Origin of the sequence: Citrobacter sp. RHB20-C16 (genome assembly GCF_013890155.1) — a bacterium.
GTDB classification, from domain to species: domain Bacteria; phylum Pseudomonadota; class Gammaproteobacteria; order Enterobacterales; family Enterobacteriaceae; genus Citrobacter_A; species Citrobacter_A amalonaticus.
In genome coordinates this window covers 3,140,664-3,166,275 of the sequence record NZ_CP057630.1, presented here as the reverse complement: position 1 = coordinate 3,166,275, position 25,612 = coordinate 3,140,664, and the positions used below count along the sequence as shown (strand labels likewise).

The following is a 25,612-nucleotide window of genomic DNA, read 5'->3' as shown; positions in this document are numbered from 1 at the left end:
TTACACCGCCTTGTTGGGATCGAATGCGTCACGGACGGCCTCGCCAATAAAGATCAGCAGCGAGAGGAGAATGGCGACCGACAAAAACGCAGTAATACCCAGCCACGGCGCCTGCAGGTTGTTTTTGCCTTGCAGGAGTAACTCACCGAGCGAAGGAGAACCTAACGGTAAACCAAAGCCAAGAAAATCGAGCGACGTCAGAGTGGTGATGGAACTGCATAAAATGAACGGTAAGAAGGTCAGGGTGGCAACCATCGCGTTGGGCAGCATATGGCGAAAGATAATACTGCGGTCGCTGACGCCGAGCGCCTGGGCGGCCCGGATATAGTCGAAGTTTCGCGTGCGTAAGAACTCCGCACGCACCACGCCGACCAGACTCATCCAGCCAAACAGCACCGTAATCGCCAGCAGCCACCAGAAGTTAGGCTGCACGACGCTGGAGAGCAAAATAATCAGGAACAGCGTCGGCATACCCGACCAGACCTCGATAAACCGTTGGCCCCATAAATCCACTTTGCCACCGTAGTAGCCCTGTAGCGCTCCGGCCAGTACACCCATGACGCTTGAACACAAAGTCAGCATCAGGCCGAAAAGAATGGAGATCCGCGTGCCGTAAAGCACTCGCGCCAGTACGTCGCCGCCGTTGGCATCGGTACCCAGCCAGTTCTGCGCCGAAGGGGGCGAGGGGAAGGGTTTGTCAGTCGCAAAGTTGATGCTGTTCGCCCCAAAGCGCACCGGAGCCCAGAGGACCCACCCGCGGCTTTCCAGTTGTTGCTTCAGCCACGGGTCCTGGTAATCCGCCCTTGTTGCCAGCGGCCCGCCAAAATCGCTCTCACTGTAGTTCTTGACCAGCGGGAAATACCAGCTTCCGTCGTAGCGCACTAACAGCGGTTTATCGTTAGCAATCAATTCAGAACACAGACTCAGACCAAACAGGACGAGAAAAATCCACAGCGACCAGAAGCCACGACGATGATGGCGAAAACGCGCCCAGCGGGCCTGATTGACGGGGCTTAAATGGGCCATTAACGTCCCTCAAAATCAATGCGCGGATCGACCAGCGTATAGCTGATATCACTGAGAATATTCAGCAGCAGGCCGATCAAGGTGAAGATGTACAGCGTGCCAAACATCACCGGGTAGTCGCGTGACACCGTTGCCTCATAACCCAACAGGCCCAGACCGTTGAGGGAAAACATCACTTCGATCAGCAGCGAACCGGTAAAAAACATGCTGATGAAGGTGGCCGGAAAACCGGCGATCACCAGCAGCATGGCGTTACGAAAAACGTGCTTCCGCAGGATATTCCCTTCACTGACCCCTTTGGCGCGGGCAGTGACGACATACTGCTTGCGCACTTCATCAAGAAAGGAATTTTTGGTCAGCATCGTTAATGCAGCAAACCCGCCAATGACTGTCGCCAGGACGGGTAAGGTGATGTGCCACAGATAGTCGGTTACCTTTTGATACCACGGCAGCGTGTCAAAATTCGCCGAGACCAGACCACGCAGCGGGAAGAGGTCGTAATAGCTGCCGCCGGCAAAGAAGACAATCAACAGTATTGCGAACAGAAACGCCGGGATAGCGTAGCCGATGATAATAAACGCGCTACTCCAGACGTCAAACCGGCTGCCGTTATGCACGGCCTTGCGGATCCCCAACGGAATCGACACCAGATAGATGATGAGCGTACTCCACAACCCCAGGGTGATCGACACCGGCAGACTCTCTTTGATGAGCGTCAGTACCGAGGCGCTACGAAACAGGCTGTCGCCGAAATCGAAGCGGATATAGTTCCACAGCATGGTGAAATAGCGCTCGTGCAGTGGCTTATCGAAACCGTAGCGTTGGGTGATTTCGGCAATCACTTCCGGATCAAGGCCGCGTCCCCCGCGATAGTTGCTGTCGCTGATATTTCCCACCCCGGTTCGGGCATGGCTGGCGCGAACACCTTCGCTCCCGGCACCGGGCAGCGCGCTCGTTTGACCAAATTCGATGGCGGCAATCGCCTGATCGACCGGGCCGCCGGGGGCAATTTGCACGATAAAAAAGTTGATGGTGATGATTGCCCAGAGCGTCGGGATAACCAGCAACAAACGACGAATCAGGTACGCGCCCATTTATTCACCCTGCCGTCTGGCGGCAGGTAACTTCGCTGCCCGGTTTACGTCATACCACCAGTTATCCAGGCCAATGGTATAAATTGGACGAATGCCTGGACGGGAAAATTTATCCCACCAGGCCAGTCGATCTTCCGCCATGTACCACATCGGCAACATGTAGTAATTCCAGGTCAGCACGCGGTCCAGCGCACGTCCAAGCGGCAGCAGTTTGTTTTTATCACCCTGTGCGGCGATGATTTGGGCGATCAGTTTGTCGACCACCGGACTTTTCACACCTGGAGAATTATAACTTGAGTCGATATACTCGGACGCCCAGGAGATTTGCAGATCGGAACTGGGCCACGGCATCGCCTGCCACAGGGTCGGCATCATGTCGTAGTCCCGGCTGCGCAGGCGATTGGTGAGCTGTGAGTTATCCACCTGACGAATAGTCATCGTAATCCCCAGACGCTGGAGATTATGCTGGAAGGGCAAGACCCACTGGCTGTTACTGGCGGCGGAAATGAGCAGTTCAAAATTCAGCGGTTTGCCAGTGACCGTGTTAATCCGTTGCTGACCTTTCAGTTCCCAGCCCGCGTCTTTCAGTAATTTATCCGCTTTTAACAGGTTTTCCCGATCGTAACCGTCGCCTTTGGACACGGGAGGCTGATAAATCTGGCTGAAGACTTCCGGCGGCAGATCCTTTTTCATTGGCGCAAGCAGGACCAGTTCAGCCGCATCGGGGTAGTTTCTGGCCGCATACTCGGTGTTCTGGAAATAGCTGTTTGCCCGGCTCCAGGCGTTGTAGAACAGCGCTTTATTCATCCATTCAAAATCAAACGCCAGCGTAACGGCTTCACGGACGCGTCGATCATTGAAAACGGGGCGCTGAATGTTGAACGCCAGCCAGCGCGTATCCTGCGCTGATTCATTTTTCTGCTCATCTTTGATGATGTACTGATTATCAAAGTTTTTGCCAACATAGCGCGTCGCCCAGTTTTTGGCATCGCTCTCCAGGCGCAAATCAAACGCGCCGGCCTTAAAGGCCTCAAAGGCTACGTTGTCGTCGAGATAATAGTCATAACGAATGACATCGAAGTTCCAACGGCCACGATTGACCGGCAGATTGGCCGCCCAGTAATCCTTCACGCGCGTATAGACAATATATTGCCCCATCTTCCACTGACTAATGCGATAAGGACCACCACCCAGCGGCGGTCTGGACAACGGGTCGCTGAGCTTATGATCTTTCCAGTACGCTTGTGGCATTACGGGTAATGAGAACAGACTGAGCATATCCTCTTTACCCGGCTTCGCGAGCTCCATGCGTACGGTGAGTGGGGCAATGGCTTTAACCGTTGTGCCTTTGTAGACCAGACGAAACTGTGGCACGCCTTCAGTCATAAATTTGTTGAAAGTGAAGGCGACATCTTTGGCCATGACGGGCGAGCCATCATGAAAACGAGCGCGGGGGTTGATCGTGATTTCCACCCACGAATAATCCTCTGCATAGCGTGCGCTCTCGGCGATCAGCGGATAATAGCTGCCGGGCTCGTCATCAGAGGTGGTAAACAGGGTGTCGTAAAGCTGTTCGGTCCGGGCGCCGGGGTTACCTCGCAGGGCGTAGCGGTTGAAGTTGTCGAAGGTGCCGAGCGCGGAAAGGGTAATCTGACCGCCTTTGGGGGCGGCGGGATTGGCGTAATCAAAATGATCAAAGTTGAACGCGTATTTAGGCTCTCCCAGTACCGCGAAGGCATAACTCTCTTTGATCGCCTGCGCCTGGACACTCGCGCTTATCAACATGACAAACAGCAGCAATATGCGAACGATTATCTGCAAAGGGATTCCTTGTCTTGCTTACCTGCCCGCGCAGGTCACTCTGATGCCTGAATAATAGGGCAGGTGGCGTCTGTTGTGAATCCACGCGTTGGGACTTTACCATTTCAGCGCGTGTGGCTGTGAAACCCAATCAACAAATTTGTCGAGCGGCAGCGGGCGGCTAATCCAGTAGCCCTGCAGGAAGCGAACCCCGCGTTCATGCAGCCATTTTGCCTGCTCAGGCGTTTCCACCCCTTCGGCTACCGTCATCATATCGAGGCGTTTAGCGAGCGTCAGCACTGCATCCAGCACCGGCGAAGTGACGGTTTCTGTTCCAATGGCGTTAATAAAACCGCGATCGATTTTCAGATAATCCAGGGTGTAGCGTTCCAGATAAATCAGCGCACTGTGGCCGGTGCCGAAGTCGTCTATCGCAATTTCGAAGCCCGCGGCGTGCAGCCACTCAAATAACTGTGACGCTTCATGTTGCTTGAGCATGTCGCGTTCAGTAATTTCCAGCACGATCTGGAAGTGGTTGGGCGGCATCGCGGCGACTAACTGCCGAACGTCATCTTTAAAACTGCTGCTGTGCAGGTGATCAGGCGCAATATTGATACCGTACTTCGCGCCGACCGGGAGGACTTTTTGCAGCGTAGGGGCGTCCCGCGCCACCAGCTTAAACAGATGTTGGGTCAGCGGCACAATCATGTGCTGGGCCTCAGCGTAATGAATAAACGCATCAGGTGGGATTTCTCCCGCCGTTGGGTGTCTCCAGCGCAGCAACACTTCCAGCCCGGTGACCTTCAGCGACTGCGTATCCACGACAGGCTGATAGACGACGTAGAACTGATCGCGTTTGATCCCGGTGAGGATCTCTTTTCCGGGCCGCAAGCGAATGCTCATGACGTAGTAGCAGAGTAAACCCGCAATGATCCCACCCATCCCGCCGAGAAGCAGGGCATACCATAAGTCGGGCCAGGTCCAGTTGGTTGCGTATAGCCTGATCGTCACCGGAACACCGGCAATTTTTGCTTCGCGCTCCGGTGAACCGTCGAGTTCATCAACGGTGAGCAGATGGTCTGAAAAGGTCGACAACACGGTGTTGCCGACGATGATGGCAATCCCGTCAAAGTCTTCCTGGCGGGCGGTATAGAGCAAATACGGCGTAAGGTTGATATTCAGGGAGGTGAAAACGCCGCTATTCATCATCAGGGGATTACGATACCAAATCACCATCGCGGGTTTATTGGGCATCATCGGCGTTCCCGGGATAATCGCCATATCGATATCTTTACCAATATCGAGGCTGGGGACCAGTTCAGTCAGCAGCGTATCCATGCCTCCGGTTGCCGATGAGCAAAATGCTTTCTTATCCTTGACCAGCAAAAAGGCACGAACGTTCAGGCTAAAGGCGGCACGGGAAGTGAGTTCTGCGCTGACTTGTTTACAGGTCTTTAAAGTCAACGGTTGAAGAATGTCGGTAGTACTTTTGAGATCGGCAAAATAGCTAACCAGGTAATGCTGAATGTCAGAAACCAGCCTGTCGTATTTAACTTCCCGCTTATGCCACGCCATCACGAATTGTAAGCTACTGATAACAATAGCAACGACAACCCCGGTAATCAGGCAGGTAAGCACGATTTTTCGACCAGTCGTTAAGGCGTGAGTGAACATGATGCCTGGCTTTATCCTGAGATTGCGATGATGATAAATGTGATGGAATAACAAGACTATAGCCTGGATTGCTTCGGCGAGTCATGCTTTTCCACAGGGAGAAAAAGGGAATCAAAAAAAAAGCACCGCCGAAGCGATGCTTTTCGTCTGTCTCGTCAGGGTCGCCAAGGGATAGCAACCAAACGATTAACTGCGGCTCAGAACCCGACGCGCTTCGTTATAGCGCTTCTTCCAGTATGGCTCGTTCATGCTGGAGATGATGACACCGCTGCTGGTAGAGGCATGAACAAACTGGTTGTTGCCAATGTAAATACCAACATGACGGCCCGTCGAACCTGCGCGAAACAGAACCAGATCGCCAGTACGCAGATTAGTGCGCGAAACGGATTTACCGGTTTCCTGTTGCTCGTAGGTGGAGCGTGGGAGTTCTAAACCAAACTGTTCACGGAATGTACGCTGTACAAAGCTGGAACAATCAATACCTTTTTTGGAGTTGCCGCCGAGACGATAGCGCACGCCTTTCCAGTCAGCGTACTGATCCATAATCCGCGATTTAACATCGAGGTTACGTACCATACTCTCAAATTCATCCTGAGAAGCTTGCAGTGAGGAAGCTTCTTGATTCACACCAAGCGTCTCAGAATGCGTGTTCTTTGCGGTGTTTGTGGTAGTGCTACATGCAGAAAGCAGTACCGCGACTGCTATCGCGGGGATCCCGCGCAAGATATATCTCAAGATCGGTTGAGATTTGACCATTTTGTTTGTTTTCCCTTGAAGTCCTTAACGATAAATATCGTTATAAAAAATGCCAAACGTGACGAGACTAATTACCTGCGCACAATGAGACAATTCTTTAAGCGCAAAACTGTGGCAGAACGCACAAATTTATTCGCGAAGAGAATAATAACCCAGCGAGGCAAAACGAGTTCGAGGTTACCCGATCGTTTCAGGCTTGGCGAGTGATTTTATCTGAATTTTAATAAGAAAATGTGATACAGAAAGTGAATAAACGGGATTGGTCAATTTAAACGCAAAATGGCGGAAAAACAGGCAACTCATTCATTCTAAAAGGTAATGTTATGACAAAATAATGACGATGAGATGAATAATTTATCTTAACACATCATCAGGGCGTAAGAATAAACCCTGATAATGTTAATAACTGTGGGTTATTTGTTTAAGATTTGTGTGTTTTTGCCGGGAAGATAATTGTCGAAAAGCGCGATAAGGCGATCGCTTAACGGGGTCAGGAGACACCAGGGCAGGCCAATTAGAACCACGGTTAATGATCCTACGGCGATATCGGTGAACCAGTGGGCGCCGATCATGACACGCGGGAAAGCAAAAACCACAACAATAATAAGGCCGATAAATCCTGCGGCTTTTCCGAAATAGCGCAACATAAATGCGGCGAAAATAAGCAGCATCATCCCGTGATCGCCAGGGAAACTGTCTTTGGAGGCATCCTTCGTCGAAATATGCAGCAATTCGCTGACGCGATAAATATTAGCAAAACTGAGCGTAGGACTGGCGCGTTTTACAGGCAGCAGCGCCTGACCTGCCTGGTTCAGAACCACGGCGGTAAGCAGCATCACCAGACCGATGATGACAATACGGCGGCGGCCTGCAGGCGTCTCTTTCAGCCAGAAATTCAGCATCAGACAACCCATCGCCAGCAGGGAACAGGCGTCAAACGCCCGATTATTGGTGATGGCGACCAGCCACAGGAAGGCCTGGCTCTCTACCAGTTTCTGGTTAAAGAAGTGGAAAATGCCGGCGTCAACCGGGAACCAGAATCCATGATTCACGGGCATATACCAGCTCATGAATAACGCCAGACCGGCAACATTCAGCAGAAGTATCAGTGGTAACCGGATTTTCATATTTAACGTGTTCGCTGTTCAATAAATCGCAGGCAACCTTACGCGTGTTCAGCTAAACGAAGCTTCAACAATGCGCTCTGCAACGTATTCCAGTCTGCCTCGGTGCTGGAAATCAGTTCAATACGACTGTCCGGCGGCGCGACATTCTGCGTTTCAATGTGCAGATCTTCGCCCTGGCGATTAATGCGCACGAGGCCTTCCGGAATACGCATGACTCCCTTCACCCGGCCAACCGGCGCCAGTCGTGCCCATTCCAGCAGTCCGATGGTGTCAAAGACCGTATCGGCATCAAAAATCCAGCCGCAGGCCTGATGCCCCTGACCGCTGTTCAGGCTACGACGCCAGCGTTGTTGAGTTGGCAGGCTCAGCGCCGCCAATCCTCGCGGTTCTGGATGGCTGTGCGAATGCGCGGCGCTGGTGGGCAATTCAGCCAGATTCAGACGCGGTAAATCGAGCAACTGTCTGTCAATCTGACCATGCGTGACCTGCACTAACTGACGGTTGCCGCCAAACTGTTGCCACCAGGTTTGCAGCGCACGTTCACTTTCCGCAGTCGCACGATCGGTTTTATTCGCCACAATGATATCTGCTGCCGCTAACTGATCGCGGAAGTTCTCATTGGTAACGCTTTTTTCATCCAGCAATCCGCGAGGATCAAGAATGCACAACGTGGCGCGCAGGTCGATCCAGGGTTCATACACCGGTGCGGTGAGGAGGGAGAGGATCTGTTTCGGATGCCCCAGTCCAGTTGGTTCGATCAGCAGGCGGTCTGGTTTTCCCTGACGCAGCAGGGTATTCAGTCCAACCTGCATGGGCAGGCCGTTCACGCAGCACATACAGCCGCCGGGGATCTCTTTGAGCAACGCGCCGCTATCAGCAAGCAGAGCGCCGTCAATGCCGACCTCACCGAACTCATTGACCAGTACCGCCCATTTTTCGGCGGGGTCTTTGTGCGCTAACAGATGGAGGATAGAAGTGGTTTTTCCGCTGCCAAGGAAACCGGTGATGAGGTTAGTTTTGGTCACGCCTGCTCCAGAATAATGTACCGTAACGGTTTCCATTAATCCTGGCGAAAAAAAGTGAAAAAGAGAAGGGCGGGGCGAACGAAGACGGCCTTCGTTCACCTTAATGGCAGAAATTGTTAATTTTTTAACGTATCAATCACCGCCTGATGTGCACCGTGTTGCGCGATACGCTGCCAGGCCGTTTCAATCGTCTGGACAAAAACCGGATTGTGCGGGAGGTCGTTGCCGAAAATTTCCGATAAGGAGAGCAGTGCCGACACGCGCTGATCCTCATGATGGGTGGTCACTATAGCGCGGATTTTATCATTCAGCGGGTCGCGAACGTCGATGGTCGTGCCGGCATCATCGACGCCGCTGACATAGCGCATCCACCCCGCCACGCCCAGCGCTAAGAGTGGCCATGCGCTTTCGCGTGCCAGATGGAGACGAATGCCCGCCAGCATCCGCTGCGGCAGTTTCTGACTGCCGTCCATCGCGATTTGCCAGGTTTTATGCTTCAGCGCCGGATTCGCAAAGCGTTCAATCAGGCTTTGCGCGTAACCGGTCAAATCCACGTCAGTAATAGTGAGCGTCGGCGCCTGTTCGTCCATCATCAGTCGGTACGCGGCTTCGCGGAATGCGCTGTCCTGCATGCACTCATTAATATGCTGAAATCCGGAAAGATAACCGAGATACGCGAGAAACGAGTGGCTGCCATTAAGCATCCGTAATTTCATCTCTTCCCAGGGACGCACATCGCTGACCATCTGCACGCCAGCCGCTTCCCATGCGGGACGACCGGCGACAAAGTGGTCTTCAACCACCCATTGAATGAACGGTTCACAGCTGATGGCGCAAGGATCGGTCACGCCCAGTTCGCGAGTGATCTCCGCCAGCGACTCTTCCGTCGCGGCCGGAACAATGCGGTCAACCATCGTGGCAGGGAAGCTGACGTGCTCGCGGATCCAGTCCGCCAGCGCGGGGGATCGTTTTTCCGCCATCCCCAGCACGGCGTTCTTCACGACGTGGCCGTTATCAGGAATGTTATCGCAGGAGAGTACAGAAAAAGCTGCCAGGCCGCGTGCCTGCCGACGTGACAGCGCTTCCACCAGAATACCCGGTGCTGAATGGGGTTCATCAGGCGATTGCAGGTCGTGAACAATGCGCGGATTTGTCAGGTCCAGCGCGCCAGTAGCCGGATCGATGCAATACCCTTTTTCGGTGATGGTCAGTGAGACAATCGCCACCTGAGGTTCGCAGAATTTTTCGATTATAGCGGCGAGCGAATCGAGTTTCGCATTCAGACATTCGTTGACGGCACCGACAATAATCGCCTGATTGCCGTCTGCGCCTTTTTCCAGCACGGTGTATAAATGATCCTGCTCGCGGAGTTGACGCATCAGCGTGTCGCCGCTGAACAGGCTGATTTCACAAATTCCCCAATCTCCGCCCTGGGCGTTCAGCACCCGATCGGTCAGTAATGCCTGATGCGCACGATGAAAGGCACCAAAACCGAAATGCACCATGCGGGTTTTCAGTTGCTGGCGGTCATAGCGTGGCGTTTGTACGCCATCCGGCAATATTGCTGAGGCAATTGTAGTCATTTATTACACACCTGATTAACCATAAATTAACAACGCCAGTGTAAAGTTATATGACAACAAATGAAATTGGTAAGCCTGATTTATCCGGGTAATGTGAGCTGGATCAATCAATCACGCCCCTTTTATTGATCACCTCGTAGAAGCCTGTATGGTAGTCGTCATTCTGGTAAGCTAATTTGGTATAACAACTTTGTGAGGTAAAGCAATGGAACAAACCTGGCGTTGGTACGGGCCTAACGATCCGGTATCGCTTGATGATGTGCGTCAGGCTGGTGCAACGGGTGTTGTGACAGCATTGCACCACATTCCGAACGGTGAAGTGTGGCCGGTCGATGAGATTAAAAAACGTCAGGCGATTCTGGCGGAAAAAGGGTTAACCTGGTCGGTGGTCGAAAGTATTCCGGTTCATGAAGAGATCAAGACCCGCTCCGGTCAGTATCAGACATGGATCGCAAATTATCAGCAGAGCATCCGTAATCTGGCAGCCTGCGGCATCGACACCGTCTGCTATAACTTTATGCCGATTCTGGACTGGACGCGTACCGACCTTGAGTACGAATTGCCAGACGGTTCGAAAGCGCTGCGTTTCGATCAAATAGCCTTCGCCGCTTTTGAGTTGCATATCCTCAAGCGTGCGGGTGCGGAAGCGGACTATAGCGAAGAAGAACAGCGTCAGGCGTTGGCCTATTTCAATGCCATGAGCGACGCGGATATCGAAAAACTGACCCGTAATATCATTGCCGGTCTGCCTGGTGCGGAAGAGGGTTATACGCTCGATCAGTTCCGCGCGCGTCTGGCCGAGTATGACGGCATCAGCAAAGACGATCTGCGTGACAATATGGCCGTGTTCCTGCGTGCGATTGTCCCGGTGGCTGAAGAAGTGGGCGTGCGTCTGGCAGTGCATCCTGACGATCCGCCGCGTCCGATTCTCGGGTTACCACGCATTGTCTCCACCATTGAAGATATGCAGTGGCTGAAAGAGACCGTCGACAGCATCTACAACGGTTTCACCATGTGCACAGGCTCTTACGGCGTTCGTGCGGATAACGATCTGGTGAAAATGATTGAAACCTTTGGCGATCGTATCCACTTTACCCATCTGCGCTCGACGTGCCGCGAAGCGAACCCGAAAACCTTCCATGAAGGCGCACATTTGCAGGGTGATGTGAATATGGTCGCGGTGGTGACGGCGATTCTGACCGAAGAGCAGCGCCGCAAGAAGGCGGGGGATTTGCGTCCCATTCCGATGCGCCCCGATCACGGTCATCAAATGCTGGACGATCTGCATAAGAAAACCAACCCGGGTTATTCCGCGATTGGCCGTCTGAAAGGGCTGGCGGAAGTGCGCGGTGTAGAACTGGCGCTGAAAATGACCCAGTTCCGCGACCTGCTGTAAAACAGCAAACGACAAAAAAAGGACAGCTCAGGCTGTCCTTTTTTACATCCATTCAAAAATTAATCCGCACGGCCCATATAGCGGCGCTCTTCGATATGAATGCGGATTTTCTCACCGGCGCTCAGGTATTCTGGCACCTGAATAACCAGACCGGTGCTCAGCGTCGCGGGTTTGTTACGCGCACTGGCGGAAGCGCCTTTGATGCCTGGAGCGGTTTCCACGATTTCCAGATCCACCGTCTGCGGCAGTTCGAGCGCCAGCAGTTGACCGTCCCAGGTCAGCACCTGCATATCCGGCATTCCACCTTCCGGGATAAACAGCAGCTCTTCTTCGATCTGATCTTTGGTGAAGGTATAAGGCGTGTAGTCTTCTTTATCCATGAACACGTATTCGTTGCCATCGATATAGGAGAAGTCGACGCCACGGCGGCTCAGGGTCACGGTATCGACAATGTCATCGCCCTTGAAACGCTCTTCCACTTTCAGACCCGTGCGGACATCGGAGAACCGCATTTTGTACAGCGTTGCCGCGCCACGGGCTGTCGGGGACTGAATATCGATATCTTTCACAATCAGCAGTTTGCCGTTGTAATTCAGTACCATACCTTTTTTGATTTCGTTCGCTCTTGGCATCGAAAAGATCCTGTTATAGAGATTAGCTAAATTATCGCGTCAAACTACTCGCGCCGGGTCATTCAGGCAAGTGGAATTCACCTTTAGCTGGTGCAAAAAAGGTGGTACTGTGCGCGCCTGTCCGGTGGTCACAATAAAGAGAGTCAGATTATGGAATGCCGTCCGGATTGTGGGGCGTGTTGTATTGCCCCTTCTATTTCCAGCCCCATCCCCGGCATGCCGCAGGGAAAGCCCGCAAACGTCAGGTGCGTCCAGCTCTCAGATGACAACCTGTGCCGTATCTTTGGCTCCAGCCTCCGCCCCAACGTCTGTCGCAGCCTCAAACCGTCCCAGGAAATGTGCTTAACGAACCGCGACGAGGCGATGACCTGGCTTATTGATCTTGAAGCGCTGACCGCGCCCTAAACATCCTTAATGCGCGACAGGCAGGCCATGGTGGCGACAATCATCACCAGCGCAAACCAGAAAACGGCATGGTAGTTCCAGATTTCAGCGGCAATGCCCGCCAGCGATCCGGCGATAATCCAGCCGACGCGGATGGTATTGGTGTAGAGCGTGGTGGCGGACCCTGCCTGACCAGGCATCAGATCCTGAAAATAGAGCATACCGATGCCGCCGAGAATACCGATATAGATGGCGTTCAGCAATTGTAAACCCAGCAGCACAACAGGGGAGTGCGCGACCAGCATTCCTGCGTAAAAGCAAAAACCGGCAGCGACCGCAATGCACATTAGCAGACGTTTACCCAGACGTTTTGCGAAGTAGCCAGCAATCAACATGGTCGGGATTTCCAGACCGGCCGCTGTCCCCATCATCACACCCGCCAGTTTCTCCGGCAGATGCAGCTCATTAATAATAAACAGCGGCATATTAATGATATACAGGCTGTTGGTACCCCACATTAAGGTACAAATGGCAAACAGCAGCAGGGTATCGCGACGGTTACGACGCGGCGCTTCCAGCGTACCGATCGCCAGTGCGGTCTCTTTGCGCATGGATGGTAAGAAAAACCATACCATTGCCCCGCAAACCACAAACGCCACCGCGGCACTGAGGTACATCACCGTAAAGCTGAAGCCCATTGCCAGCGCGTAAGCCAGCGGCGGGCCGATCACCCACGCGAGGGAAACCTGGGCGCGCAATATGGAGCTGAACATCACCGCTTCACGGCCTGTGCGGTCAGCATGTTCGCGGGCCAGGGCAAACATTTGCGGGTTGGCGGTCGAACCAAAACTGCTGAGAAACACCCCGACAAACAGCAAAATAAAGTAGTTACGATTCCAGGCAAATAACACGCACGCCAGCATGCCCAGCGCACAGCAGAAGACGATCAGCTTTTTGCGATCGCCTTTTTTATCTGAACGTCCCGCCAGAAACTGGCTCACCAGGATGCCGATCACCGCACTGCCGGTAAAAAAGAAGCCGACCATTGCTGGGCGCGCATGGACTTCATCAGTCAGAAAAAGGCTTAGCGTGGGGGTCTGTAGCGCACCGGCGATACCGGTGAGAAAGGCGACAATAAGGAAAGCCGTAGACGTCAGGTCAAACGTTTTTGGCGAGGCGGCAGCGGGGGTATTGTGCATGTTTGGATATCAGTAGTGTGACGAGACGCGGAGTTTACGCCGCTTAGTGAGAAATAAACAGATGACTAAATCAAAATCGCCACGAAAAATCAAAATGGCATTTCACTCTGACAATGCTGTTAGCTGACGCTGCTGAATCTTAAGTGAAATGACGCTGTATTGACTTCAGCAACCTACCGCCAGTGAGGCAAAAATGTGCATTGCTTCTAAATTTTGCGATCAAAAATGCAACTTTACTTGCGTGCTGAAGCAGAAAGCGCAAGACTTCTTGAAACGTTTCAGCGCTGTCGAGTTTCAGTTGAGGGAACCGTATAGCGTCTTTTTTCTCATGTAAGCTGAATCGTTTCAATTCAGCAGGAGAGGAGAACCATGTTTCAGTTATCCGTTCAGGACATTCATCCGGGCGAGCAGGCCGGAGATAAACAGGAAGCCATCCGTCAGGTTGCCGCTGCGTTAGTGCAGGCTGGCAACGTTGCGGACGGCTACGTAGACGGCATGCTTGCTCGCGAGCAGCAGACGTCCACTTTTCTCGGCAACGGGATTGCGATTCCGCATGGCACAACCGACACCCGCGATCAGGTGCTGAAAACCGGTGTACAGGTTTTTCAGTTCCCGCAGGGCGTAACCTGGGGTGACGGTCAGGTGGCATATGTGGCGATTGGCATCGCCGCCAGCTCCGATGAGCACCTTGGTCTGCTGCGTCAGCTGACGCACGTGCTGAGCGATGACTCCGTAGCTGAACAGCTTAAGTCAGCGACCACTGCTGAAGAACTGCGTGCGTTGTTGATGGGCGAAAAGGAGAGTGAGCAGCTGAAGCTCGACAACGACACGCTGATGCTGGATGTCGTCGCGACCGATTTAGTGACGTTGCAGGCGCTGAATGCGGCACGTTTGAAAGAGGCTGGCGTCGTAGATGCGGCGTTTGTCGCGAAAGTGATTAACGAACAGCCGATGAACCTGGGTCAGGGGATCTGGCTCAGCGACAGTGCTGAAGGCAACCTGCGCAGCGCCGTGGCGGTAAGTCGTGCGGTAAATGCTTTTGACGTACAGGGCGAAAAAGCGGCGCTGCTAGTGACCGTTGCCATGGCTGACGACCAGCCCGTCGCCGTGCTGAAGCGTCTGGGCGATCTGCTGCTGGAGACGAAAGCTGACCGTCTGCTGAACGCCGACGCGGCGACTGTCCTGGCACTGCTGACCAGCGATGACGCTCTGACTGATGATGTGCTGAACGCCGAGTTTGTGGTCCGCAATGAGCACGGCCTGCATGCCCGTCCGGGGACCATGCTGGTCAATACGATTAAACAATTCAACAGTGAAATTACCGTGGCAAACCTTGATGGAACCGGCAAACCGGCAAATGGACGTAGTCTGATGAAAGTGGTGGCGCTGGGCGTGAAGAAAGGACATCGCCTGCGCTTTACGGCGCAGGGGGCTGATGCTGAACAGGCGCTGAAAGCGATTGGCGATGCCATCGCTGCCGGTCTTGGGGAGGGCGCGTAATGAGCAGACGTGTTGCGACCATCACGCTAAACCCGGCCTACGATCTGGTGGGGTTCTGTCCTGAAATTGAGCGCGGTGAAGTTAACCTGGTAAAAACGACCGGTCTGCACGCGGCGGGGAAAGGGATCAACGTCGCCAAAGTGCTGAAGGATCTCGGGATCGACGTGACGGTCGGCGGTTTCCTCGGCAAAGATAACCAGGACGGTTTTCAGCAGTTGTTCAGCGAACTGGGAATTGCTAACCGTTTTCAGGTGGTGCAGGGGCGTACCCGCATCAACGTCAAGCTGACCGAAAAAGACGGTGAAGTCACCGACTTCAACTTCTCCGGTTTTGAGGTCACGCCTGCCGACTGGGAGCGTTTTGTTAATGATTCCCTGAGCTGGTTGGGTCAGTTCGACATGGTGTGCGTCAGCGGCAGTCTGCCATCCGGCGTGAGTCCGGAAGCCTTCACCGACTGGATGACGCGTCTGCGCAGTCAGTGTCCATGCATTATCTTTGATAGTAGTCGTGAAGCCCTGGTTGCAGGACTAAAAGCCGCGCCGTGGCTGGTGAAACCGAACCGCCGTGAACTGGAAATCTGGGCCGGCCGCAAGCTGCCAGAAATGAAAGATGTGATTGAGGCGGCGCATGCGTTACGTGAACAGGGTATCGCACATGTGGTGATCTCCCTGGGGGCAGAAGGCGCGCTGTGGGTGAACGCCTCGGGAGAATGGCTCGCCAAACCGCCTTCGGTTGACGTGGTCAGCACCGTAGGCGCCGGGGATTCGATGGTTGGCGGCCTGATTTACGGTCTGCTGATGCGTGAATCCAGCGAACATACGCTGCGTCTGGCGACAGCCGTTGCTGCGCTGGCAGTCAGTCAGAGCAATGTTGGTATTACCGATCGTCCTCAGTTGGCCGCAATGATGTCGCGTGTCGACTTACAACCGTTTAACTGACAGCAGGAGAGGCATAATGAAAACGCTGCTGATTATTGACGCTAACCTCGGGCAGGCTCGCGCTTACATGGCGAAAACTCTGCTCGGTGCGGCGGCGCATAAAGCAAATCTGGATATCATCGACAATCCAAATGACGCTGAACTGGCGATCGTACTGGCCGATGCCATCCCTAATGACAACGCGTTGAACGGCAAAAAAGTCTGGCTGGGTGATATTGCCCGGGCGGTGGCGCATCCTGAGCTATTTCTTAGCGAAGCCAAGGGTCACGCGAAGCCTTATAGCGCACCGGTTGCTGTAGCGCCTGTTGCCACAACCAGCGGTCCGAAACGCGTCGTGGCCGTGACGGCATGCCCAACCGGCGTAGCACATACCTTTATGGCGGCGGAAGCGATCGAAACCGAAGCGAAAAAACGCGGCTGGTGGGTGAAAGTCGAAACCCGCGGTTCTGTGGGCGCTGGCAATGCCATTACACCGGAAGAAGTGGCCCAGGCGGATCTGGTGATTGTGGCCGCAGATATTGAAGTGGATCTGGCGAAATTTGCTGGTAAACCCATGTACCGTACCTCTACCGGTCTGGCGCTGAAGAAAACCGCGCAGGAACTGGATAACGCTGTGGCGCAAGCCGTGGTATATGAGCCCGCCGGCAAAGCGCAGGCTGCGGCGAATGAAGGGAAAAAAGAGAGTGCTGGCGCGTATCGTCACCTGCTGACGGGCGTGTCCTACATGCTGCCGATGGTGGTTGCCGGCGGTCTGTGTATCGCGCTTTCCTTCGCCTTTGGTATCGAAGCGTTTAAAGTCGAAGGGACACTGGCGGCCGCGCTGATGCAAATTGGCGGCGGTTCAGCCTTTGCTCTGATGGTGCCGGTTCTGGCGGGCTACATTGCTTTCTCGATTGCTGACCGTCCGGGTCTGACGCCAGGTCTTATCGGCGGTATGCTCGCCGTCAGCACGGGTTCTGGCTTTATTGGCGGGATCATTGCGGGCTTCCTTGCAGGCTATGTGGCGAAGGCCATCAGCACGAAGTTGAAGCTGCCGCAGAGTATGGAAGCGCTGAAACCGATCCTGATTATTCCGCTGATTTCCAGCCTCGTGGTGGGTCTGGCTATGATCTACCTCATCGGTAAACCGGTCGCCGGGATCCTCGAAGGGTTAACGCACTGGCTGCAAACCATGGGGACGGCGAATGCGGTGCTGCTGGGTGCGATCCTCGGTGGGATGATGTGTACCGACATGGGAGGGCCGGTTAACAAGGCGGCATACGCGTTTGGCGTCGGTTTGCTGAGTACACAAACCTACGCGCCAATGGCGGCCATTATGGCGGCAGGCATGGTGCCACCGCTGGCGCTGGGGCTGGCAACCATTGTTGCGCGTCGTAAGTTCGACAAGGCGCAGCAGGAAGGGGGTAAAGCGGCGCTGGTACTGGGTCTGTGCTTTATCACCGAAGGAGCCATTCCTTTCGCCGCGCGCGACCCGATGCGTGTTCTGCCGTGCTGTATCGTTGGCGGCGCGCTGACGGGGGCGATCTCAATGGCGGTTGGGGCGAAACTGATGGCACCGCATGGTGGTCTGTTTGTTCTGCTGATCCCAGGGGCGATTACCCCGGTGTTGGGATACCTGATTGCCATTGTCGCCGGTACGCTGGTTGCGGGTCTGGCCTATGCCTTCCTGAAACGTCCGGAAGAAGATGCCGTCGCCAAAGCGGCATAAAGTCATCATTTCACACCAGGGCAGAGAGTTCTCTGCCCTTTTTTTTATCTTCGTTTTGTGTCCTTCCTCTCAAATATTTCCTCGCTTGCAAACTGTATCTATAAAAAATTGTGATTCTGTTCATATCTGGCGGTTTTTGCTCTTGCCAGTGCGTTTACTTTCATAAAAACAAGCTTACTATAAACACATGTTTGAATATAAACATGTGCTCTAATAAGTCGTTTGAGCCGTGAATAGTCTTAACAATCTCAAAGTCATGGTATTTTCGTACCAGGAGATGTGCTATGCGCGAAAAGGAATACATCATCACGATTGGTTCCGCCAATATGGACGTTGCAGGATATTCGCATGCTTCCTTGAATTATGCGGACTCAAATCCGGGTAAAATTAAATTTACACCTGGCGGAGTTGGTCGCAATATCGCTCACAATCTTGCATTGCTCGGGAAAAATTCCTGGTTAATGACGGCGGTTGGCAATGATTTCTATGGCCAATCGTTATTGGCGCAGACGAATCAGTCAGGCGTGCATGTGGATAATTGCCTGATTGTTGCCGGTGAGAACACCTCAAGTTATTTATCGCTTCTCGATAATACCGGTGAAATGCTGGTGGCAATCAATGACATGAGCATTACCGAACATATTTCGGCGGCGTTTCTGGCGCAGCATCTCAATTTTATCCGGGGTGCCCGTGTCATTGTGGCAGATTGTAATATTAGTGAACAGACGCTGGCCTGGTTACTGGATAACGTGGGGGATGTACCGGTGTTTGTTGACCCGGTATCGGCGTGGAAATGCGTCAAGATCCGCGAGCGTCTGGCCCAAATTCATACCCTCAAACCTAATCGTCTTGAGGCGGAAACTCTCAGCGGCATTGCGCTTTCAGGGCGCGAAGATGTTGCGAAAGTCGCTGCCTGGTTCCATGCGCGTGGCCTGCACCGTCTGGTACTCAGCATGGGGGGCGATGGGGTCTATTACAGTGAAAAAGACGGTGAGAGCGGCTGGTCGCTACCGATAAAAACCCATGTCGTTAACGTTACCGGAGCGGGAGATGCCATGATGGCGGGACTCGCTTCCTGCTGGGTTGAAGGCATGCCCTTCATTGATTCTATTCGATTTGCACAGGGTTGTTCCTCAATGGCGCTGGCCAGTGAATATACCAATAACCCTGAATTATCTGTTGCGAACGTTAAAACCCTTGTGGAGAACACAGAATGTCTGAATTAACGATTTCCTCTGAATTACTGCATATTTCGCCAGAAGTCCAGGACGCTATTAACAGTAAAAAACCGATTGTTGCGCTTGAATCGACAATTATTTCTCACGGTATGCCTTTTCCACAAAATGCGCAGACGGCAATTGAAGTCGAAGAAACTATTCGTAAGCACGGTGCTGTGCCGGCAACGATTGCCATTATTGGCGGAGTAATGAAAGTCGGCCTGAGTAAAGAAGAAATTGAATTATTAGGTCGCGAAGGACATAGCGTAACTAAAGTCAGTCGTCGTGATTTACCGTTTGTGGTAGCCGCTGGAAAAAATGGCGCGACCACGGTTGCTTCAACCATGATTATTGCCGCCCTTGCGGGTATTCACGTTTTTGCTACCGGGGGTATTGGCGGCGTTCATCGCGGTGCGGAACATACGTTTGATATTTCCGCCGATCTTCAGGAACTGGCTCATACCAATGTAACCGTGGTTTGTGCCGGCGCGAAATCTATTCTCGATTTAGGTTTAACCACGGAATATTTAGAAACGTTCGGTGTGCCGTTAATTGGATATCAGACCACTGCGTTACCGGCATTTTTCTGCCGTACCAGTCCGTTTGAGGTCAGCATTCGTCTCGACAGCGCGAAGGAAATTGCCCGGGCGATGGCAGTGAAATGGCAAACCGGCCTGAACGGAGGTCTGGTGGTCGCCAATCCAATCCCGGAAACCTACGCCATGGCGGAAGAGAAAATCAATGCGGCGATTGACCAGGCCGTCCGGGAAGCGGAAGAGCAGGGCGTTATCGGTAAAGAGAGCACGCCGTTCCTGCTGGCGCGCGTTGCTGAATTAACCGGAGGCGACAGCCTGAAGTCCAACATCCAACTGGTGTTTAACAACGCCGTACTGGCCTGCGAGATAGCGAAGGAATATCAACGCCTCGCCTGATCGAAACGAACGGGCAGCGTGCGGTCGCCCGAAACCACCAAAACCTGGCCTCGCGCCGGGTTTCCTGGCATGAAGGGAAATCATTATGGATATAATGAGAAGTGTTGTGGGTATGGCGGTACTGCTGGTGATCGCATACTTACTGTCAGTGAATAAAAAACACATCAGCTTACGTACCGTGGGCGCAGCGCTGGTGCTGCAAATTGCGATTGGCGGGATCATGCTCTATTTCCCGCCGGGCAAATGGCTGGTTGAACAGGCGGCGCTGGGTGTGCATAAAGTTATGTCTTACAGTGACGCGGGCAGTGCCTTTATTTTTGGCTCTCTGGTTGGGCCAAAAATGGATGTGCTGTTTGATGGCGCCGGTTTTATCTTCGCCTTCCGCGTGCTCCCGGCGATCATTTTTGTCACCGCGCTTATCAGCCTGTTGTACTACATTGGCGTGATGGGACTGCTGATTCGCATCCTGGGCGGGATTTTCCAGAAGGCCCTGAATATCAGTAAGATTGAATCGTTCGTTGCGGTCACGACGATTTTCCTCGGGCAAAACGAGATCCCGGCGATTGTGAAGCCGTTTATTGACCGCCTGAATCGCAATGAACTGTTTACCGCGATCTGTAGCGGGATGGCCTCGATTGCGGGCTCGATGATGATTGGCTACGCCGGTATGGGCGTGCCGATTGATTATCTGCTGGCGGCCTCGCTGATGGCGATTCCTGGCGGGATCCTGTTTGCGCGTATTCTGAGTCCGGCAACGGAAGAGTCAAAAGTCACTTTCGAAAACCTCTCTTTCACCGAGACGCCACCGAAAAGCATTATCGAAGCCGCGGCAAGCGGTGCGATGACCGGGCTGAAAATTGCCGCAGGCGTGGCAACGGTGGTCATGGCGTTTGTCGCGATTATCGCATTGCTTAACGGCATTATCGGCGGAATTGGCGGCTGGTTCGGCTATGGTCATGCGACGCTTGAAGGGATCTTCGGCTGGGTGTTAGCCCCGCTGGCGTGGATCATGGGCGTTGACTGGAGCGATGCCACCCTGGCAGGGAGCCTGATTGGGCAGAAGCTGGCAATCAACGAATTTGTCGCTTACCTCAACCTGTCGCCTTATTTGCAGGATGGCGGCACCCTGGATGTGAAAACCATCGCCATCATCTCTTTTGCGCTGTGTGGGTTTGCCAACTTTGGTTCCATTGGCGTAGTGGTCGGGGCGTTCTCGGCTATTTCGCCTCAGCGCGCGCCGGAAATCGCCCAGTTGGGTATGCGGGCGCTGGCGGCAGCCACGCTCTCTAACCTGATGAGTGCGACCATTGCCGGGTTCTTTATTGGACTGGCGTAGCGTGGCTGATGGCTTATCCGGTCAGGGGACCGACCCTGGGCCGGATAAGCCGTTTTCACTGGCTTGTTTTTAACAGATACAGCGCGTTATCAGCGGAAAGGGTGGGGTTGTTGATACTGACGCTGGCGCGTGACAGGGCCGCACAGGCCATTGCGAAATTCGCGCTTTCGCGAAAATCGCTCCCTTCCAGAAAGCAATAGATCAGTCCGGCCATAAAACCGTCATCGGCACCGAAGCTGTCGACCACCGTATGCGCGGGCGGCGTGAGCAAGAATTGCTCGCCATCTTTCTCGCTACAAAAGACTGACTCATCTTCCAGACAGACAAAAATCTGTTGAATGCCCTGTTGATGAAGGGCATTCACCGCGCTGAGTCGATCGGCATCGCTGTTGATGGGGTGACCCCATAAGATCTCCAGCTCTTTTTGTGTCGGTTTCAGCGTATGGATGCGCGTAAACCAGGTTTTCACCTTCGTCGCTTTGAACTCGGAAACGGTATCAATAAATACCGGAATATCATCAGCAACCGTAAAGACCCATTCGATGGCTTCCGGCGTCAGGTTGCAGTCCGCCAGCACCACTCCGGCGTGACGGATTAAATCCCGCGAGCTGTTCAGCAACTGCGGCGTCAGCTGTTGCAGGATATGGGTATCATTAATTGCCAGCACCGTCTCTTCTTGCTGATTGGCGATGGAGAGATAAGTTGAGGTGTTATGCCCGTGCAGGCGAATGCAACTGGAGATATTGACGCCTGCCTGGCGTGTTTGTTCCAGCAACGTCTCGCCGTAAAAATCACTGCCGACAGCGGAAATCAGATGCACATCGCGACCCAGCAGGGCGAGGTTATGGGCAATGTTGCGCCCGACGCCACCTGCAGAACAGTGGATACTGCCTGGGTTAGAGGCGGCCTGCGGGTAGTGGATATCCGCCATCCCACGAATATCCATGTTAATCGCCCCTACCACCACGCAATAGGCCTGTTCGGTAAGTATGTAACCTTTTCCTTTGATTGCCCCTTTACGCATCAGGTCCATGATGTGCGCGGCGACGCGTGAACGGCTGATCTGCAAAATATCAGCGATTTCGTTTTGCTGAATCAGCGGGTTGCGGCGCAGAATTTTGAGTATCTGTTTTTCCCTGTCGTTCATGATTACGCAACCGCCTTTTCAGTTTGCTGCGCTTTCAGCCACGCGATCTCTTCTGCCCAGATGTCGGGATTGATGGTTTCCAGCACCAGCGGAATGCCGTCGAAACGGGCGTCCTGCATGATCCAGCGGAACGCGTCATGACCAATGTTGCCTTCGCCCAGACTGTGGTGACGGTCGACCCGGCTGCCAAAGGCACTCTTGGCATCGTTCAGGTGCATACCGCGCAGATACTGGAAACCGACGATGCGCTCGAATTCGGCAAAGGTTTTTTCGCATTCGGCGGCGGAACGCAAGTCGTAACCCGCGGCGAAAGCGTGGCAGGTGTCAATGCAAACGCCGACGCGTGATTTGTCTTCTACGCCATCGATGATGGCGGCAAGGTGCTCGAATTTGAATCCGAGGTTGCTGCCCTGACCGGCAGTATTTTCAATCACCGCAGTCACCCCTTCGGTCTGGGCGAGTGTGATGTTGATCGACTCAGCAATCTTTGCCAGACACTCGTCTTCCGAAATTTGCATCAGGTGGCTGCCTGGATGGAAGTTAAGCAGAGATAAGCCGAGTTGTTCACAACGCTGCATTTCATCAAGAAAAGCCGCGCGGGATTTTTCCAGCGCCTCGCCGACCGGGTGGCCCAGGTTGATCAGATAGCTATCGTGCGGCAGGATTTGAGCGGATGTGAAGTGGTATTGCTCACAGGCGGCTTTAAAGTCATCGATGATTTGCGCGGTAAGAGGGGCGGCGCGCCATTGACGTTGATTTTTAGTAAAGAGTGCAAACGCGGTTGCCTCGATTTCAGCGGCGCGAATTGCGGCATTTGCCAGCCCGCCAGCTGCGCTGACGTGTGCTCCGATGTATTTCATTAAAGACTCCTGTTAACCCACCAGATGTGGCCTGGCGGATTTGTGTATCCGGAAATTGAATCTTGCCAATCATAGCGGGTTAACAGGGTCAGGATGTAGTGAATTATGCAATAACGTGCTGGACCAGGACGTTAATCACGCCACCGCCGACAATCAGCCAGATGAACAGCACCAGTGCCATCAACAGCGGTTTCGCCCCGGCTTTCTTCAGCGCGCTGACATGCGTCGTCAGCCCCAGTGCCGCCATTGCCATGGCCAGCAGGACCGTATCCAGTGTGACCAGCATGTTCACCACTGCCTGCGGTAGCAGGTGGAATGAGTTGAAAATGGCGACCACAATGAACAGAATCGCAAACCACGGAATGGTGATTTTGCTTTTTTCCCCACCGCTGGCCGGTGACAGTTGCTTAACGCGAGCGGCCATAAAGATGAGGAACGGAGCCAGCATCATGACGCGAAGCATTTTGGCAATCACCGCTGCGTTTTCGGCGTCCGGGCTAATCGCGTGTCCTGCCGCCACAACCTGAGCAACTTCATGCATGGTGGAGCCAATGAAGATGCCGTAGGTTTCCGGACTAAACCAGTGCGCCAGCAGCGGATACATCGCCGGGTAGAGGAAAATCGCCATCGTCCCGAAGATCACGACCGTTGCGACGGCAACCGTGACTTTGCTGGCTTCGGCTTTCACAACTGGTTCCGTCGCCAGTACCGCCGCCGCGCCGCAAATGCTGCTACCCGCGCCGATCAGCCAACTGGTCTGGCGATCCAGCCCAAAGACTTTTTGCCCCAGAAAGCACGCCAGCATAAAGGTGCTGGACAGCGTCAGGATGTCGATCAGAATGCCGCTGACACCTACGTCAGCAATTTGCGCGAAGGTGAGGCGAAAGCCGTAGAGGATGATCCCCAGGCGCAATAAATGTTGTTTGGCAAACAGGACGCCGCCGTCACAGCTTTTCCAGATCTGGGGATAGACGGTGTTACCGATCACCATCCCCAATAAAATCGCTAAGGTGAGGGCGCTGAATCCGGCACCCGCCACGGCGGGAATGGACCCGCCCCATAAGGCGACTCCGGTAATCACTGCACTCAGGGCAAGCCCCGGAATAAAATGCCACATTGTTCGACGATGATTCGTTAAGGTGAGTTCTGTCATTGCCTTCTCCTCTTTTATGGGCAAAAGGTTACGGCGAACTGGCTTAAAAATAAAATTGATTATATATTTATAATTAATCTTTATAAGTGGTAAGCGACCATGCACATCACCCTGCGGCAACTCGAAGTCTTCACCGAAGTTTTGAAAAGCGGCTCAACAACGCAGGCATCGGTGATGCTGGCGCTGTCGCAATCGGCAGTCAGCGCGGCGCTGACCGATCTGGAAGGTCAACTGGGCGTTCAGCTTTTCGACCGCGTAGGCAAACGGCTGGTGGTGAATGAGCACGGGCGCTTGCTTTACCCGCGGGCGCTGGCGTTGCTGGAGCAGGCGGTGGAGATCGAGCAGTTGTTCCGCGAAGACAACGGCGCGATACGCGTGTATGCCAGCAGCACCATCGGCAACTATATCCTTCCGGGGGTGATTGCCCGTTATCGGCGAGATTTCCCCGCGCTGCCGCTGGAACTTAGCGTCGGCAACAGTCAGGATGTGATTACAGCGGTGCTCGATTTTCGGGTCGACATTGGGCTTATCGAAGGGCCGTGTCACAATACGGAGATCATCTCGGAGCCGTGGCTGGAAGATGAACTGGTGGTCTTCGCCGCACCATCTTCACCGCTGGCGCAGGGACCGGTGACGCTTGAACAGCTCGCAGCCGCCCCCTGGATCCTGCGCGAACGCGGTTCCGGGACGCGCGAAATTGTCGATTATCTGCTGCTGTCGCACCTGCCCAAATTTGAAATGGCGATGGAGCTGGGAAACTCAGAAGCCATCAAGCATGCCGTTCGTCATGGGCTGGGCATTAGCTGTCTGTCACGACGCGTGATTGATGAACAACTCCAGGCGGGAACGCTGAGCGAAGTGGCGGTGCCGCTTCCGCGTCTGGTGCGTACGCTCTGGCGGATCCATCATCGCCAGAAACACCTCTCTAATGCGCTCCAGCGCTTCCTCAATTATTGCGAATAATGCCTGCCGGGGACCGATCGCCTGACGGTGATAAGTCCTGGGGGCAGTAAGTTCCCCATTCTCTGCTATTACTTATAATCCGCGGCCAGTCATGAAGGTCTCTTATAACAGCGCATTTGTGCCGGAAGACGAGCGTTTCGTCTGCTACAATCGCGCCTCATT

The 25,612-nt window shown here is 53.7% G+C and carries 22 protein-coding genes; 9 read left to right on the top strand and 13 right to left on the bottom strand.

Annotation, left to right across the window (positions count from 1 at the left end):
- The 8 genes from HVX64_RS15210 to HVX64_RS15175 all read right to left on the bottom strand — a co-directional run bounded on the left by HVX64_RS15210 (position 1) and on the right by HVX64_RS15175 (position 10,085).
- The gene (locus HVX64_RS15210) at positions 1-1,026 is read right to left on the bottom strand and encodes an ABC transporter permease (protein ID WP_043000101.1); all 1,026 of its coding nucleotides are present in this window, start codon (positions 1,024-1,026) and stop codon (positions 1-3) included.
- A complete protein-coding gene (locus HVX64_RS15205) occupies positions 1,026-2,120 on the bottom strand; it encodes a microcin C ABC transporter permease YejB (RefSeq protein ID WP_044258612.1) in 1,095 nt (364 codons plus the stop codon). Before HVX64_RS15205 ends, HVX64_RS15210 begins: the two co-directional genes overlap by 1 nt.
- Positions 2,121-3,935 carry an extracellular solute-binding protein gene (locus tag HVX64_RS15200; protein ID WP_181825436.1) on the bottom strand — a complete coding sequence of 605 codons (1,815 nt, stop codon included), beginning with the start codon at positions 3,933-3,935 and terminating at the stop codon, positions 2,121-2,123.
- A gap of 102 nt (positions 3,936-4,037) precedes the next feature.
- The gene (locus HVX64_RS15195; protein ID WP_044258614.1) at positions 4,038-5,594 is read right to left on the bottom strand and encodes a cyclic di-GMP phosphodiesterase; all 1,557 of its coding nucleotides are present in this window, start codon (positions 5,592-5,594) and stop codon (positions 4,038-4,040) included.
- 186 nt (positions 5,595-5,780) lie between these two features.
- Complete coding sequence (gene mepS, locus HVX64_RS15190) at positions 5,781-6,350, bottom strand: bifunctional murein DD-endopeptidase/murein LD-carboxypeptidase (RefSeq protein WP_043000104.1); 570 nt, start codon at positions 6,348-6,350, stop codon at positions 5,781-5,783.
- A 413-nt stretch (positions 6,351-6,763) separates the two neighbouring features.
- A complete protein-coding gene (locus HVX64_RS15185) occupies positions 6,764-7,477 on the bottom strand; it encodes a phosphatase PAP2 family protein (RefSeq protein WP_043001882.1) in 714 nt (237 codons plus the stop codon).
- Between the two features lie 38 nt (positions 7,478-7,515).
- A complete protein-coding gene (locus HVX64_RS15180; RefSeq protein ID WP_044258739.1) occupies positions 7,516-8,502 on the bottom strand; it encodes a GTP-binding protein in 987 nt (328 codons plus the stop codon).
- 116 nt (positions 8,503-8,618) lie between these two features.
- On the bottom strand, positions 8,619-10,085 hold the full coding sequence (locus HVX64_RS15175; RefSeq protein WP_044258617.1) for a fructuronate reductase: 1,467 nt from the start codon (positions 10,083-10,085) through the stop codon (positions 8,619-8,621).
- Between the two features lie 205 nt (positions 10,086-10,290).
- On the opposite strand from HVX64_RS15175, the gene uxuA reads away from it, so the two are divergent.
- Positions 10,291-11,481: a mannonate dehydratase gene (uxuA, locus tag HVX64_RS15170; protein ID WP_044258619.1), complete on the top strand. Its 1,191-nt coding sequence runs from the start codon at positions 10,291-10,293 to the stop codon at positions 11,479-11,481.
- A gap of 59 nt (positions 11,482-11,540) precedes the next feature.
- Here the strand turns inward: uxuA and yeiP are convergent, their stop codons facing one another.
- A complete protein-coding gene (gene yeiP / locus HVX64_RS15165; protein ID WP_012131588.1) occupies positions 11,541-12,113 on the bottom strand; it encodes an elongation factor P-like protein YeiP in 573 nt (190 codons plus the stop codon).
- Between the two features lie 150 nt (positions 12,114-12,263).
- Here yeiP and HVX64_RS15160 point away from each other — a divergent pair, with 150 nt between their 5' ends.
- Positions 12,264-12,518 carry a YkgJ family cysteine cluster protein gene (locus tag HVX64_RS15160; protein ID WP_043000107.1) on the top strand — a complete coding sequence of 85 codons (255 nt, stop codon included), beginning with the start codon at positions 12,264-12,266 and terminating at the stop codon, positions 12,516-12,518.
- Here the strand turns inward: HVX64_RS15160 and setB are convergent.
- Entirely contained in the window at positions 12,515-13,696 is a 1,182-nt protein-coding gene (gene setB, locus HVX64_RS15155; RefSeq protein WP_044258621.1) for a sugar efflux transporter SetB, read from the bottom strand. The two genes, HVX64_RS15160 and setB, sit on opposite strands and share 4 nt — an antisense overlap.
- Before the next feature lie 369 nt (positions 13,697-14,065).
- Here setB and fruB point away from each other — a divergent pair, with 369 nt between their 5' ends.
- From fruB to HVX64_RS15125, 6 genes are all read left to right on the top strand, one after another.
- Positions 14,066-15,196 carry a fused PTS fructose transporter subunit IIA/HPr protein gene (fruB, locus tag HVX64_RS15150; protein WP_181825046.1) on the top strand — a complete coding sequence of 377 codons (1,131 nt, stop codon included), beginning with the start codon at positions 14,066-14,068 and terminating at the stop codon, positions 15,194-15,196.
- On the top strand, positions 15,196-16,134 hold the full coding sequence (gene fruK, locus HVX64_RS15145; RefSeq protein ID WP_043000110.1) for a 1-phosphofructokinase: 939 nt from the start codon (positions 15,196-15,198) through the stop codon (positions 16,132-16,134). Before fruB ends, fruK begins: the two co-directional genes overlap by 1 nt.
- Before the next feature lie 16 nt (positions 16,135-16,150).
- A complete protein-coding gene (gene fruA / locus HVX64_RS15140) occupies positions 16,151-17,842 on the top strand; it encodes a PTS fructose transporter subunit IIBC (RefSeq protein WP_044258626.1) in 1,692 nt (563 codons plus the stop codon).
- Positions 17,843-18,126: 284 nt separating this feature from the next.
- Positions 18,127-19,068 (top strand): pseudouridine kinase, encoded by a 942-nt coding sequence (locus tag HVX64_RS15135; RefSeq protein ID WP_181825045.1) that lies wholly within the window; start codon positions 18,127-18,129, stop codon positions 19,066-19,068.
- Positions 19,056-19,991: a pseudouridine-5'-phosphate glycosidase gene (locus HVX64_RS15130; RefSeq protein WP_044258629.1), complete on the top strand. Its 936-nt coding sequence runs from the start codon at positions 19,056-19,058 to the stop codon at positions 19,989-19,991. Before HVX64_RS15135 ends, HVX64_RS15130 begins: the two co-directional genes overlap by 13 nt.
- Before the next feature lie 85 nt (positions 19,992-20,076).
- Positions 20,077-21,327: a NupC/NupG family nucleoside CNT transporter gene (locus HVX64_RS15125; RefSeq protein WP_043000113.1), complete on the top strand. Its 1,251-nt coding sequence runs from the start codon at positions 20,077-20,079 to the stop codon at positions 21,325-21,327.
- A 55-nt stretch (positions 21,328-21,382) separates the two neighbouring features.
- On the opposite strand, the gene HVX64_RS15120 is transcribed toward HVX64_RS15125, so the two are convergent.
- The 3 genes from HVX64_RS15120 to HVX64_RS15110 form a co-directional block, all read right to left on the bottom strand.
- Positions 21,383-22,474, bottom strand: a complete 1,092-nt coding sequence (locus HVX64_RS15120; RefSeq protein WP_043000114.1) for a sugar kinase — start codon at positions 22,472-22,474, stop codon at positions 21,383-21,385.
- A gap of 2 nt (positions 22,475-22,476) precedes the next feature.
- Entirely contained in the window at positions 22,477-23,334 is an 858-nt protein-coding gene (gene nfo / locus HVX64_RS15115; protein ID WP_043000115.1) for a deoxyribonuclease IV, read from the bottom strand.
- Between the two features lie 103 nt (positions 23,335-23,437).
- On the bottom strand, positions 23,438-24,487 hold the full coding sequence (locus HVX64_RS15110; RefSeq protein WP_044258631.1) for a YeiH family protein: 1,050 nt from the start codon (positions 24,485-24,487) through the stop codon (positions 23,438-23,440).
- 99 nt (positions 24,488-24,586) lie between these two features.
- Here HVX64_RS15110 and yieE point away from each other — a divergent pair, with 99 nt between their 5' ends.
- On the top strand, positions 24,587-25,450 hold the full coding sequence (gene yieE, locus HVX64_RS15105) for a DNA-binding transcriptional regulator YeiE (RefSeq protein WP_043000117.1): 864 nt from the start codon (positions 24,587-24,589) through the stop codon (positions 25,448-25,450).
- Positions 25,451-25,612: the final 162 nt, after the last annotated feature.

Excerpts from the sequence above, each read along its gene's own strand:
- mepS (WP_043000104.1), bottom strand. The coding sequence starts at position 6,350 with ATGGTCAAATCTCAACCGATCTTGAGATATATCTTGCGCGGGATCCCC.
- HVX64_RS15125 (WP_043000113.1), top strand. The coding sequence starts at position 20,077 with ATGGATATAATGAGAAGTGTTGTGGGTATGGCGGTACTGCTGGTGATC.
- HVX64_RS15130 (WP_044258629.1), top strand. The coding sequence starts at position 19,056 with ATGTCTGAATTAACGATTTCCTCTGAATTACTGCATATTTCGCCAGAA.
- HVX64_RS15205 (WP_044258612.1), bottom strand. The coding sequence starts at position 2,120 with ATGGGCGCGTACCTGATTCGTCGTTTGTTGCTGGTTATCCCGACGCTC.
- HVX64_RS15195 (WP_044258614.1), bottom strand. The coding sequence starts at position 5,594 with ATGTTCACTCACGCCTTAACGACTGGTCGAAAAATCGTGCTTACCTGC.
- HVX64_RS15110 (WP_044258631.1), bottom strand. The coding sequence starts at position 24,487 with ATGACAGAACTCACCTTAACGAATCATCGTCGAACAATGTGGCATTTT.
- HVX64_RS15120 (WP_043000114.1), bottom strand. The coding sequence starts at position 22,474 with ATGAACGACAGGGAAAAACAGATACTCAAAATTCTGCGCCGCAACCCG.
- HVX64_RS15135 (WP_181825045.1), top strand. The coding sequence starts at position 18,127 with ATGCGCGAAAAGGAATACATCATCACGATTGGTTCCGCCAATATGGAC.
- fruB (WP_181825046.1), top strand. The coding sequence starts at position 14,066 with ATGTTTCAGTTATCCGTTCAGGACATTCATCCGGGCGAGCAGGCCGGA.
- yieE (WP_043000117.1), top strand. The coding sequence starts at position 24,587 with ATGCACATCACCCTGCGGCAACTCGAAGTCTTCACCGAAGTTTTGAAA.
- fruK (WP_043000110.1), top strand. The coding sequence starts at position 15,196 with ATGAGCAGACGTGTTGCGACCATCACGCTAAACCCGGCCTACGATCTG.
- fruA (WP_044258626.1), top strand. The coding sequence starts at position 16,151 with ATGAAAACGCTGCTGATTATTGACGCTAACCTCGGGCAGGCTCGCGCT.
- HVX64_RS15160 (WP_043000107.1), top strand. The coding sequence starts at position 12,264 with ATGGAATGCCGTCCGGATTGTGGGGCGTGTTGTATTGCCCCTTCTATT.
- HVX64_RS15175 (WP_044258617.1), bottom strand. The coding sequence starts at position 10,085 with ATGACTACAATTGCCTCAGCAATATTGCCGGATGGCGTACAAACGCCA.
- uxuA (WP_044258619.1), top strand. The coding sequence starts at position 10,291 with ATGGAACAAACCTGGCGTTGGTACGGGCCTAACGATCCGGTATCGCTT.
- HVX64_RS15210 (WP_043000101.1), bottom strand. The coding sequence starts at position 1,026 with ATGGCCCATTTAAGCCCCGTCAATCAGGCCCGCTGGGCGCGTTTTCGC.
- nfo (WP_043000115.1), bottom strand. The coding sequence starts at position 23,334 with ATGAAATACATCGGAGCACACGTCAGCGCAGCTGGCGGGCTGGCAAAT.
- setB (WP_044258621.1), bottom strand. The coding sequence starts at position 13,696 with ATGCACAATACCCCCGCTGCCGCCTCGCCAAAAACGTTTGACCTGACG.
- yeiP (WP_012131588.1), bottom strand. The coding sequence starts at position 12,113 with ATGCCAAGAGCGAACGAAATCAAAAAAGGTATGGTACTGAATTACAAC.
- HVX64_RS15185 (WP_043001882.1), bottom strand. The coding sequence starts at position 7,477 with ATGAAAATCCGGTTACCACTGATACTTCTGCTGAATGTTGCCGGTCTG.